The sequence below is a fragment of the Akkermansia sp. BCRC 18949 genome (genome assembly GCF_045011645.1).
Classification (GTDB): Bacteria; Verrucomicrobiota; Verrucomicrobiia; order Verrucomicrobiales; family Akkermansiaceae; genus Akkermansia; species Akkermansia massiliensis.
The window spans coordinates 2,012,074-2,024,692 of the sequence record NZ_CP123619.1 but is presented as its reverse complement, the minus strand read 5'-3'; the positions used below and the strand labels follow the sequence as shown (position 1 = coordinate 2,024,692).

Annotated in this window: 6 protein-coding genes; all 6 read left to right on the top strand. The window is 61.5% G+C overall.

Going from position 1 to position 12,619, the window contains the following annotated elements:
* The first annotated feature begins 10 nt into the window (after positions 1-10).
* Positions 11-2,596 (top strand): ATP-dependent helicase HrpB, encoded by a 2,586-nt coding sequence (gene hrpB / locus P8A25_RS08460; RefSeq protein WP_215442271.1) that lies wholly within the window; start codon positions 11-13, stop codon positions 2,594-2,596.
* A 114-nt stretch (positions 2,597-2,710) separates the two neighbouring features.
* Positions 2,711-4,951 carry an inorganic phosphate transporter gene (locus P8A25_RS08455; protein ID WP_102722810.1) on the top strand — a complete coding sequence of 747 codons (2,241 nt, stop codon included), beginning with the start codon at positions 2,711-2,713 and terminating at the stop codon, positions 4,949-4,951.
* A 590-nt stretch (positions 4,952-5,541) separates the two neighbouring features.
* A complete protein-coding gene (locus P8A25_RS08450; protein WP_404838655.1) occupies positions 5,542-6,909 on the top strand; it encodes a TlpA family protein disulfide reductase in 1,368 nt (455 codons plus the stop codon).
* Complete coding sequence (locus tag P8A25_RS08445) at positions 6,815-8,161, top strand: CCA tRNA nucleotidyltransferase (RefSeq protein ID WP_404838805.1); 1,347 nt, start codon at positions 6,815-6,817, stop codon at positions 8,159-8,161. The genes P8A25_RS08450 and P8A25_RS08445 overlap by 95 nt, the downstream gene beginning before the upstream one ends.
* A gap of 26 nt (positions 8,162-8,187) precedes the next feature.
* Positions 8,188-9,957, top strand: coding sequence for an alpha-amylase family glycosyl hydrolase (locus tag P8A25_RS08440; RefSeq protein WP_215442272.1), 1,770 nt, complete (start codon positions 8,188-8,190; stop codon positions 9,955-9,957).
* A gap of 135 nt (positions 9,958-10,092) precedes the next feature.
* Positions 10,093-12,606, top strand: a complete 2,514-nt coding sequence (locus P8A25_RS08435; RefSeq protein WP_180970941.1) for an Amuc_1098 family type IV pilus outer membrane protein — start codon at positions 10,093-10,095, stop codon at positions 12,604-12,606.
* Positions 12,607-12,619: the final 13 nt, after the last annotated feature.

Sequence of the window (12,619 nt, the reverse complement as noted above, 5' to 3'; positions counted from 1 at the left end):
GTAACCCGGTATGGATTCCCCCTCCCTTCCCATTGAGGAAATCCGCGGAGAATTGCTGGACGCGCTGCAAGCCCCCTCTCCGCGCATTCTGCTGAAAGCGCCCACGGGCTCCGGCAAGTCTACCGGCGTTCCCCCCATGATGGATGACGCCGGGCTGGGGGAACGCGGCCTGATCGTCGTCGTTCAGCCCCGCCGGATGGCCGCGCGCCTGCTGGCGCGCCACGTGGCCCGGCTGCGCGGAGTGGAGCTGGGGAAGGAAGTGGGGTATGTGGTGCGCTTTGAACGGCACATTTCCCCCCGCACCCGCATTGCGTATGTGACGGACGGCATGCTGGAACGCTGGCTGACGGAGCGACCCGCCCTGGAAGGGGTGAGCGCCGTGGTGTTTGATGAGTTTCACGAACGGAGCCTCTCCGGGGATTTGTCCCTGGGGCGCGTATTGGACTTGCAGGAAGGCCCGCGCCCGGACATGGCCGTGGCGGTGATGTCCGCCACGCTGGAAATATCCGGCCTGCGGGATTACATGGGCGCCTCCTGCCGGGTGCTGGAGGCGCACGGAAGGCAGTATCCCGTAGAAACCGTTTACCGGGCTCCCCGGCTGGTCAGCGATGGCCGCGGCAGGGTATCCCCCCCTCCGGTATGGGAGCAGGCGGCGGACGCCGTGAAGGAGGCGGTGAAGGATGACGGCTGCGGGGACGTGCTGGTATTCATGCCGGGCGTGTATGAAATCCGGAAAACGGCGGAGTTGCTGGCAGGCAGGCCGTGGATGGGCGGCCGGGACGTTTTTCCTCTTTACGGAGCGTTGACCCCGGAACAGCAGAATCGCGCCGTGGAGCAGGGGAAAAATCCCCGCGTCATCGTTTCCACCAATGTAGCGGAAACCTCCCTGACGATTGAGGGGGTGCGCACGGTGATTGATTCCGGTCTGGTGCGCCGGTCCGGCTGGGACCCTTACAGGGGCATGGATACGCTGCACCTGACGAAGATTTCCAAGGCGTCCGCCGCCCAGCGCGCGGGCCGTGCCGGGCGCGTGGCTCCGGGCCGCTGCTTCCGGTTGTGGAGTGAGGCGGAGCAGGCGCGGAAGGCGGATTTTGATCCGCCCGAATGTTTCCGGGTGGATCTGGCGGGGGCCGTGCTGAATCTGGCCGCGTGGGGCATAACCGCTCCGGAAGGGTTCCGCTGGCTGGATGCGCCGGACCCCCTGGTGATGCAGCGGGCCGTGAACCTGCTGGCCGCCCTGGGAGCTACGGAGGCGGACGGGAGCCTGACGGACGTGGGAAGAAGGATGACCGCTTTTCCTCTGCCGCCGCGGCTGGCGCGCCTGATGGCGGCCGGGCAGGATGAACAGTGCGTGGTGGAGCTTGCCGCCATTGCGGCCCTGATGCAGGGGGAGGGCGTAGCGATGAAGGGCGGCTTGAACGACAACCTGCGCGATTCTGCGGACTATACGGATTTTCAGGCGGAGTGGCGCGCGGTGGAAAAGGCTGTGGACGCCGGGTTTGAGGCGGGGGCGTGCACCCGCTGGGGCATTTCCGCCCGCGGGGCGCGGGAAGTGTGGATGGCGTACCGGCAGCTTTTGTCCATCGGCAGCCGGGGGAAATCCCGGGAAATGCCGGAGCCGGATTTCACGGCGGCGCGGCCTGCCGTGGTTCGCGCCATGATGGAGAGCTTTGCGGACCATGTGGGCGTCCGGAACGGAGTGGCCGCCAACACGTGCCGCATGGCCGGCGGCGTGGGGGGCAGGCTGGCGGAAGGCAGCGTGGCGTTCCACGGGGAGCATTTTGTGGCGGCGGAGGTGGCGGAGTTGTCCGGAAAGGCGGTGGAAACCCGTGTGGGCCGCTGTACGCTCATTGACCCGGAGGAGCTGCGCGCCGTCCGGCCGGAGCGTTTTTCCGGCGGGGAGGCGGCCGTCTTTGACGCCGCGCTGCGCCGCGTGCGCCTGCACCGGAGACTGATGTATGAAGACCTGGTGCTGGAAGACCGGGACCGCGGGGACGCTCCGCCGGAGCTGGCCGCCCCCATTCTGGCGGAAAAGGTAGTGGACGGAACCTTGAAGCTGGTGAAATGGGATGACGCCGTGGAGCAGTGGATACGCCGCCTGAACGGTTTAAGCGTCTGGATGCCGGAACTGGAACTCCCCCGTTTTTCAGAGGAAGACAAGCTGGTAGCCATCTCCCTGGTTTGCGAGGGAGCCGTGGGCTACAAGGACATCAAGGAGAGGGAGATCATTCCCGTGCTCCGGGACTGGCTCTCCGGCTGGCAGGCGAAGGCGCTGGACGATTACGCTCCGGTGAGCCTCACGCTGACCAACGGCCAGCACGCGAAAGTGAGGTACGGGGAGGATTCCACGCCTGTGATCGGCCTTACGGTGCAGCGGCTGTTCGGCGTGGCGGCGTCTCCGCGCATTGCCAACGGCTCCGTGACCGTGAAGGTGGAGGTATTGGCCCCCAGCCAGAGGCCTTGGCAGGTGACGGGTTCCCTGGAAAGCTTCTGGCGGAACGGCTACGGCCAGATGAAAAAAGACCTGGCGGGGCGCTATCCCCGGCACCGCTGGCCCGATCCTGAAGAGCTGGATTTCCTCCCCCGTTCCCGTTGAGAAGGCGAAAGGATTTTTCTGTAACAAAACAGTAGCAAAATCGTCCGTTTCCGTGTAAAGAGGCGGTGGTGCAGCTCGCGGACGCCCTCCGCCCACCATTCACAAGAGACAGTTATGGACTCAATTTACTGGATTATCATCGTAGCCCTGCTGCTTCTGGCGGCATTTGACCTGATCAACGGCGTAGCGAATGACGCCGTCAACTTCCTCAACTCCGCCATTGGTTCCAAGGCCGCCCCCGTGCGGGTGATCCTGACCGTGGCTTCCATCGGCGTGCTGGTGGGCGCCTGCTTCTCCGGCGGCATGATGGAGGTGGCCCGCAACGGTATTTTTCACCCGAACATGTTCAGTTACCACGAAGTGATGCTGCTCTTCCTGGGGGTGATGATCAGCGAGGTGATACTCCTGGATACCTTCAATACCTTCGGCCTTCCCACGTCCACCACCGTTTCCCTGGTGTTCGGCATTCTGGGCTCCGCCGTGGCGACGGCCCTGTTCAAGATTTCCAAGCTTCACATGACGCAGTCCGTGTGGGACTTCATCAATACGGACAAGGCGTTTGAAATCGTCACCGGCATTCTCCTTTCCGTAGCCATCGCCTTCACGGTGGGCACCATCGTCATGTGGGTTTCCCGCCTGGCGTTTACGTTCAAATACCAGTCCCGCTTCAAGTGGTTCGGCTGCTTCTGGTGCGGCATCGCCATGACGGCGGTGGCCTACTTTGCCGTGTTCAAGGGCTTGAAGGAATCAACTCTGATGGAGCCTTCCTTCATTCAATACATTGACCAGAACCTGGGCATGGCCCTGCTGGTGGCCTTCGGCGGTTTTTCCGTGCTCATGTTCCTGCTCCAGCACCTGTTCATGACGAACATCCTGCGCCTGACCGTGCTGGCCGGCACCTTCTCCCTGGCCCTGGCCTTTGCGGGCAACGACCTCGTGAACTTCATCGGCGTGTTCATGGGCGGCCTGGATTCCTTCCAGTACGCCACAGGCGTAGTGGAGGCCGGCGGCTCCGCCTCCTCCATCACCGCCATGGAATGCCTGATGCCCGGACAGGGCGTTCCGGTGAACCATTACATTCTTTTTGCCGCCGGATGCATGATGATTTTTGCGCTGTGGTTCTCCAAGAAGGCGAAGACGGTGATCGCCACCGGCGTGGAGCTTTCCCGGCAGGGTGAAGGAGGCATTGAACGCTTCGGCTCCGTTCCCCCCGCCCGCGCCATCGTGCGCAGCGCCATCGCGCTGGGGCGCGGGGTGAAAAAGCTTATCCCCGCCCGCATGCTGGTGCGCATGAACCATCAGTGGGATGCTGCCCCGCAGCCACTGAACCCCAAGGACCGCGTGGCCTTTGACCTGATCCGCGCCACGGTGAACCTGACGGTGGCTTCCCTGCTGATCGCGTGGGCCACGGGCAAGCAGCTCCCCCTTTCCACCACATACGTGACGTTCATGGTAGCCATGGGTTCCTCCCTGGCGGACAAGGCGTGGGGCAGGGAAAGCGCGGTTTACCGCGTGACCGGCGTACTGACCGTAATCTCCGGCTGGTTCATGACCGGCCTGGCCGCCTTCACGCTGGCCGCCGTCATGGCGACCGTCCTGCACTACGGGCAGGTGTACGCCATCTTCGGGCTGCTGGCCCTGGTGGTCGTCATCCTGGTGAAATCCACCATCATGCACCGCAAGCGGGAGAACAAGCTTTCCGTAGAGCGTTTTGACCAGATTACGGAGGAAAACATTCTGGACGTGTGCAGCCATCAGGTCGTGGACAGCACGCTCAAGCTGCGGGAAATCTACAATGACACCGTGGAAAACTTCTTCCAGGGGGACCGGAAGGCCCTGAAAGAGCTGGCGGACGCCGCGGAACGCCTGGCCCTGACCAGCAGCGAGCACCACAAGTATGACATTCTCCCCATCCTGTACAAGATGCAGTCCCGTTCCCTGGACATGGGCTACCACTTCGTGCAGGCCCTGGAGCATTTGAACGAAGCCACGCAGAGCCTGGCGCAGTTTTCCGAGTCCATCTTCACGTATGTGGACAACAACCACACGCCGTTCACGATTGACCAGGTGGACGACTTGAAGGAGGTGCATACCGCTCTCATGAAGCTTCTGGATGAATACTGCAAGATGCTCCAGACGGGAACGTACATCCAGTTCGACTATACCATGGTGGCCCAGGAACAGCTCCTTCAACTGGTGGCAAAGGCCACCAAGCGCCAGATCAAGCGCGCCCAGCGCAACCAGACGCGCACCCGTTCCTCCCTCCTTTATCTGAACATGCTTAATGAAATGAGGTTCATGGCCGTGCAGGTGCGGGCCCTGACTAATGACGAACGGAACTTCGTGGCGGCGTAAGGCGGCGGGGAACCGGGCTTTTTGCATGAAAAGGAAAGAAAAATCTTGAGCGTTTGGTTCATGCAAGTATGCTGAATGGACAGGGGTGTTCGATAAAGAAGGAACGAGAGCCTTCCGAATCACCAGGAACGACCCTGATTTCATAGGTAGTTAGTTGGAGCGGCTGCGGAAGGAATTCCGCAGCCGCTTTTTTGCCCCCGCAGGAGGGGGGCGGACCTTGTGTCATACAAAAGAAGGAATGTTTGAACATATTTCCCGCCCGGCTGTCTCACCCATAACGGTTATGATCCGGATGCAGTGAAAGAGAGAGCACTTCATCCACTTAAGGACTCAACCGTCTTCATAGGTAGTTAGTTGAACAGCAGCCCCGGCGAAGGGATTCGCCGGGGTTTGTTCGTCTCCGGATGGCGCGTTCCGCGCCGTAAACGGCTGGAAGGAAGCGGGGAAGGAAGAATAGGAGGCGTTTTGCCGCGGGGTTTGATTGACGAGCGGGACGCATCAGGGCATAGTGGCAGGGTATGAAGAGAGCGTTTTGCGTGATAGCCGGTGCATGCAGCCTGCTTGGATGGGCTCCGGCGGACGAGGCAGGCATGAAGAATGCGCTGGCGGACTGGCAAATGAGGCAGTCCGACTGGGAATCCGCATTCAAAACGGCTGAAAGCGATGAAAAAAGAGCGGAACTGATGGAGAGCCGTCCGAACGCCATTCCGGTGGCGCAGGAATTGTGGAGGCAGGTGGGGAGGGACCTTCAAAAGCCCGAGACTCAAAAACCCTACCTTCTCCCGGCTGTCATTTGGTTTCTGGACCATCCCCAGGCCGTGGCGCAGGCTTTCCCCAACGGAGACGTTGCCAGGAAAATTGTCGTGCTTTGCCTGGACTCCCTGGAAAATACCCTGTTCCGGGAAAAGGGAGCGGGAAAAGCGGCGTATGCGTTGAGCAACTCCCGCGACCTGCGTTGCCGCGTTATTCTGGAACAAATCAAGGATTACAACCAGTTTCCGGAAGACCAGGGGCTGTCCGCCCTGGGGCTGGCCATGGTGATGAAGGAAACGACGGGAATGCTCCAGGATGACGTCAGGCTGGTGGCGGCACGCGGAAAGCTGCTGAAAGACGCCATCATCAAATGCTATGATTCCAGCTTCGGTCCCGTTCCGGTCCGGAATCTGGTGAAGGAAGAGCTGTATGAAATACGCAATCTCAACATTGGACAGACCGGGCCCAAAATAAGCCTGCCTTCCACCGCCACGGGCGCGGAAGTGACGGTCCCCTCCGGGGACAAGCCCGTGCTGCTGGTTTTCTGGGATCCCCGGGATGTGCGCTCTGTCCAGTTTTTGCAAAAGGCCGTTTCCCTACGGAAGGAATTTCCGGGCCTGACGGTCATGCCGGTGGCCCCCGGAAACAGTGAGGACGTGAAAAAGGCCCTGCTGAATTTGGAGATGGATACTCCCTCCCTGGTAGATGAAAAGGCGGCGGCGTTCAAGGATTACCGCGTGATGCTCACGCCGCGGGTGTACCTGCTGGACCCTGCGGGGAAAATCCTGATGCGCGGCACGCCGGACATGCTGTTTGACGCGAATCTGTACGCGGTCATGGGCAAGCTGGAAGGGAAAAAGAATGGAAAGGCGGACGAGAAAAAGGCCCCGGCCGCCCCCGCCGCCGTGAAGCCGGCTCCGCTGCCGGCCAGGATCAACTCTCCGGATACGCGCATTCCCTCCGTTCCGCAGCCTGCCGCGCCCCGGCCAGCGGCCCCGCCTGCTTCCTCCGGTGCGGAGCAGCCCTCTTCTCTTTCCGCTCCCCCCTGCGGCCCATGCCCGAATAGCCTGTTCCATGGAAAATATTCCATTGAGAAAGGCCGCGGAGGCTGTGGCGCGCGTGCTGGCCGGAGCGGGGCACACGGTGTATTTTGTGGGAGGCTGCGTCCGGGACAGGCTGCTGGGATATCCCGTGAAGGACATTGACATTGCCACCTCCGCCCGTCCGGACGAGGTGCTGCGCCTGTTCCCGGACGCCTGGGAAGTGGGCGCCGCCTTCGGCGTGGTGCTGGTGCGCCGTGGCGGTTTCTCCTTTGAAGTGGCTACGTTCCGCAGGGACGGCAGCTACAGGGACGGCAGGCGCCCGGAATCCGTCTGCTTCACGGATGCGGAGGAGGACGCCCGGCGCCGTGATTTTACCATGAACGGCCTCTTTGAAGATCCGTTTTCCGTTCCTCCGGGTTATGTGGTGGATTATGTGGGAGGCGTGGAGGACATCCGGGCCCGCGTGCTGAGGTGCATCGGGGAGCCGGACCGCCGTTTTGAGGAGGACTCCCTCCGGCTGATGCGCGCCGTCCGTTTCGCCGTTACCAGGGAAGTTCGGGTGGAAGCGGAAACTTATGCCGCCATTTGCAGGAACGCCCCGCTGCTGGCCCGCATCGCGCCGGAGCGCATCCGGGAGGAACTGGACCGGATTCTATTGTCTTCAGGAAGGAAACGGGGCGTGGAAATGCTGGTGGAAACGGGGCTGATGAAGCATGTTATTCCAGAGGTATACGGCATGATCGGCTGCACGCAGCCTCCCCAGTGGCACCCGGAGGGGGACGTGTATGCCCATACGCTGATGATGCTGGACGCGCTGGGGAAGGACGGCGCCCCCGTGTCTCTGGAGCTGGCCCTGGGCGTGCTGCTGCATGATGTCGGAAAACCTCCCTGCCGCCAAGTGGATGAAACGGGGCGCATCCGTTTTTCCGGTCATGACAAGGAGGGCTCCTCCATGGCGCGGGACATTTTAAGGAGACTGAAGTATTCCAATGCCGTGATTGATGCGGTGTGCGCCATGGTGGAGCGCCACATGCGCTTCATGAACGTGCAGCAGATGAAGAAGTCCACCCTGCGGATGTTCATGAGCGCTCCGCATTTCAGCGACGAGCTGGAGCTTCACCGCCTGGACTGCCTTTCCTCCAACGGATTGATGGACAACTGGCAGTTTGTCCGGGACGCCATGGATTCCTACCGGGACGCACCCCTGGTGCCTCCGCCCCTGGTGACCGGGCGCGATCTGCTGGACCTGGGGCTGCCCCCCGGTCCCGATTTCAGGAAATGGCTGTCCCGTTTGCAGGAGCTCCAGTTGGAAGGAACGCTCCGGACCAGGAAGGAGGCCCTGCTGATGCTGGGGCAAATTGCCCCGGTGGAACAGAATACACTTGCAGAGTACCTGGAAAAGTTAGCATTATAGGCCGCAAGACCTCATCCTTTCAGCTCATGCGCCCGGTCATTTATCAACTGTTTGTCCGCCATTTCTCCAACATGGAAACCCATGGGGTGGACTGGGGGACCCGGGAGACGAACGGGTGCGGCACCTTTAACGGCGTGACGGACAAGGCCCTGAGGGAAATAGCCCGGATGGGCTTTACCCACATCTGGCTGACCGGGGTGCTGAGGCACGCCACGCAGACGGCCTATCCCGAGCTGCCCGCCCAGCCGGAATCCATCGTAAAAGGCCTGGCCGGCAGTCCCTATGCGGTAGTGGATTATTTTGACGTGGACCCGGACCTGGCCTCCACGCCGGAAAAAAGAATGGAGGAATTCAAGGCACTCGTGAAACGCTGCCGAACGGTGGGGCTGGTGCCGTTGATCGACTTTATCCCCAACCATGTTTCCCGCGCGTACCTGGCGGACTGGGACGGGCATGACGATTTTGGAGAAGGGGACGACCACCATACGTTTTTCTCTCCGGAGCAGGGGTACTTTTACCTGACCTCCAACAGCCCGGGGGACGGCCCCCCCCTGCATCTGCCGGACGGCCTGTTTGAAGGGGAAATGACCTTTGGCCGCGTCACGGGCAACAATGCCGTGACATGGAACCCCACCAAGTATGACTGGTATGAGACGGTCAAACTCAACTACGGCTATAACTTCATGGCCGGACTGCCGGCCCTGCGCCTGCTGCCGGACTGGACCAGCCCCAAGCAGCACGTGCCCAAGACCTGGCGCATCATGGACGACATCCTTTCCTTCTGGCAGGGCCTGGGCATCGGCGGTTTCAGGTGCGACATGGCCCAAATGATCCCCATGGCCTTCTGGAAATGGGCCATTTCCCGTTCCCGCGTCCGTCTGCCTGACGTGTTTTTCATGGCGGAGGCGTACAACGACCACATGAAGACCACTCCCGGCGATCCCTGCGCCGCGCTGCTGGAAGCCGGGTTCAATGCCGTTTACGATTCCGATTGCTACCATCTGGCGCTCCACATGTACACGGAGAATAACTGGGCCAACGATTTCGACCGTCTTTTCCGCAGCAACCCCAAGTACATGACCAACGGCGTCCGCTATGTGGAGAACCATGATGAAACGCGCGTGTGCTCCCCGCTCTCCTGGGGCGGCGTGGGGCGTACCGTCCTGCCGGCCATCATGACGCTGGTGTACGCGTCCGGTCGCGGTCCCGTGCTGGTGTACAACGGGCAGGAAGTAGGGGAGCGGGCGGAAAGCCCCGGCGGCTATGGCGGCCATGACGGCCGCACCAGCATTTTTGACTACACCTGCCTGCCCCAGCTCCAGCCCTGGGTGGCGGACGGACGGTTTGACGCCTCTCTGCTGCCGGAGGACTCCGCGGAGCTGAGGAACTTTCATCAGCGGCTGCTTCCCCTGATGCAGCATCCGGCGCTGGACCGCGGGGATTTTTACGGCCTGAACTGGGCCAACATGAAAAACACCACCTTTGGCAGGGAACCTGCGGAAGACACCTCTGGCCACTGGGTGTACGCCATGCTCCGGCATGATGCCCGTGCCAGGGCCACCGTGCTGGTGGTGGGGAACCTTTCCCCGGAGATCAACTTCTACAACCTCCGCATTTCCATTCCCCAGCACGCCTTCGGCTGGTGCGGCATCCAGACGGACCGCGTGCGTGTCAGGAACCTGATGGCCGGAGAGGGGGAAGACCGGGTTTTTGACCGGAAGGAACTGATGGAACGCGGGCTTCCCCATCCCCTGAAACCGGGGCATGTGGGCGTGCTGGAACTCTCTGCCGTTTAAAGGGGCATTCCCTCCGGAGGGGTGTGGCTGCCCTTTCCGATATTTTTTGCTCTGCTGGGCGTTTTTATAATGACGGGCGGTTTTTAATTCGGTATAGTCCCGGAAATTCCTATGACTAGACGTTTCCCTCACTCCATGTCTGCCATTCAGCAAATTGCCCTGGCGCTTGCCGTTGCCGGTATTGGAGCCGGCCAGGGGCTGGCCCAGGAAGGAGCAGGGGCCGCCCGCCGGACTGCGGCCCGGATGGAAGAGCAGGCCCAGGCTTCCATGCTGCTGCTGGGGCAGGCGCGTCAGCTGTATTCCGAGGGCAAGTACCAGGAAGCCCTGGACAATTACCGCAGGAGCCTGACCGCGCTGCCCAAGTCCCCCAACATGGAGAAGCGGCGCCGTTTTCTGGAAACCAGCATTGCGGACGCCAGCGTGGCCGTGGCGCAGGAATACATCAAGGTGGGGCGTTACGACGAGGCCGTCAAGCTGCTGGAAGATGCCTTGAAAGCCACGCCGGACCATGCCCTGGCCAAGCGCACGCTGGAAATAGCCCGGGACCCGGTTCGCACGAATCCGGCCCTATCCCCGGAACACGTCAAGAACGTGGAGGAAGTCAACCGCCTGCTTCGCCTGGCTTACGGCTATTATGAACTGGGCCAGTATGATGCGGCCCTGAAGGAATTTACCTCCGTCCTCCAGACGGACCCTTACAACACGGCGGCGCGGCGCGGCATGGAGCTGGTCAACCGCGCCAGAACCGCCTACTTTGACGCTGCCAGGGATGAAACCCGGAGCAGCGCCCTGGCGGACGTCTCCAAGCTGTGGGAGATGCCCGTTCCGCTGACGGAAACGCCGGAGGAACCCGCTTCCTTCTCCCAGCCGCTGGACAATCCGGTGGTGAATGTGGACCAGAAGCTGGGCATGATCCGTCTGCCCCGCGTGCAGCTGGACGGCGCAACGGTGCAGGAAGCCGTGGACTATCTGCGCAGCCTGGCCAGGACGCATGATACAACGGCCATGACGACGGCAGAGCGCGGCGTGAACATTTCCGTGGACCCCGGTCCTGCGGACAGCGTTTCAGCCAAGGAGACCGCCGGCAAGAGAATTACGCTTAATCTTCAAAACGTGCCGCTCCGCGACGCCCTGGAATACGTGGCGCGCGCTTCCGGCCTCATTCTGCGCACGAACGCCTTTGGCGCGGAGCTGGTATCCAGTTCTGACGGCACCTCCTACATGGTGACCAAGGCCATTGCCCTTCCTCCGGGTTTCTTCTCCGGCCTGTCGGAATCCTCCGATTCGGAAAATGCCGATCCCTTCGGTTCCGGGGATGCCGGTTCTTCCGGTATGACCCTGAAACGGGTGGACCCGCAGAAGGCGCTGGCCTCCCTGGGCGTGAAATTCCCGGAAGGCAGCTTCATCAAATACAACTCGGGCAACTCCACCCTCCTTTTCCACGGCACGCCCAAGGACTTGAGCATGCTGGAGGAGCTGGTGGCGTCCAAGACGGCGGAACAGCCCCTGCAGGTGGTTGTCAGCGCGACGTTCCTGGAAGTCAATCAGACGGACCTGGAAGAATTGGGCTTCAACTGGATCGTGAACCTGAACCTGGACCCCTCCAAGTGGTTCATGGGCGGTGCGGGCACCAACAAGAATGACTACAACAACACTGTGCTGGACAGCGCCGCCAGCGTGGTCGGAGCCGCCGTCCCGGCAGGGGTGGTGGGTGGACTGAGGTCCGGCAACCAGGTTTTTACGGAAGACAGCATTGACGGCATGATTGAGCGCGGTTCCTCCGCCAGAAGCACCGGCGTGGCCTACGTTCCCGGCGGTGCACCCAGCATCGTCACCATGCGCGGCATGTGGAGCCAGGCGGACATCACGATGATCATGCGCGGCCTGAGCCAGAAGAAAGGCACGGACATCATGCAGCATCCTTCCGTGATTGTGCGCCCAGGGGAAAAAGCCACCTTCTTCAGCGGCAAGGAACTGATTTACCCCACGGAATACGATCCGCCCGAAGTTCCCAACAGCACGGGCAACAACAATAACGGAGACGACTGGGGCGACTATGACGACGATGGCGGAGACCGCCTGCCGGTCATGCCCATCACGCCCGCCCACCCATCCGCCTATGAAACCAGGCAGCTCGGCACGGTATTCAACGTGGAGGTAACCGGCATCAGCGATGACAAATCCATCGTGGAAATGACCGTAGTGCCGGAAATCGTGGACTTTGACGGCTTCATCAACTACGGTACGCCGCTCTTCGTCCCCGTGGCCTCCCAGGAGAAAAATGCGAAGGAAGACATCGTCATGGTGAAGGCTTCCGACAACTTCATTCTCCAGCCCGTATTCTCCACGCGCCGCCTGACCGCTCCGGTACGCATTGCCACCGGCAGCACGCTCGTCATCGGCGCCTTGAAAAAATCCACCTCCATCACGTATGAGGATAAAATCCCCATTCTGGGGGATATTCCCTGGGTGGGCCGCCTTTTCCGCTCCAAGGGATCCAAGGAAGAGCGCAAGGCCATCATCATCATGGTGAAGGCGGAAGTGGTGGACCCGGGCGGCAAGCAGCTTTACACGCCGGGCACCGCCGTTCCGGATGAGGAAGCTCCGGCAGGGCTCGCGCCTCTTCCCGCCCTCAGCAATGCCCAGTAACCTTTAACCGGAT

Coding starts and splice junctions, on each gene's coding strand:
- P8A25_RS08435 (WP_180970941.1), top strand. CDS start 10,093: ATGTCTGCCATTCAGCAAATTGCCCTGGCGCTTGCCGTTGCCGGTATT.
- P8A25_RS08440 (WP_215442272.1), top strand. CDS start 8,188: ATGCGCCCGGTCATTTATCAACTGTTTGTCCGCCATTTCTCCAACATG.
- hrpB (WP_215442271.1), top strand. CDS start 11: ATGGATTCCCCCTCCCTTCCCATTGAGGAAATCCGCGGAGAATTGCTG.
- P8A25_RS08450 (WP_404838655.1), top strand. CDS start 5,542: ATGAAGAATGCGCTGGCGGACTGGCAAATGAGGCAGTCCGACTGGGAA.
- P8A25_RS08455 (WP_102722810.1), top strand. CDS start 2,711: ATGGACTCAATTTACTGGATTATCATCGTAGCCCTGCTGCTTCTGGCG.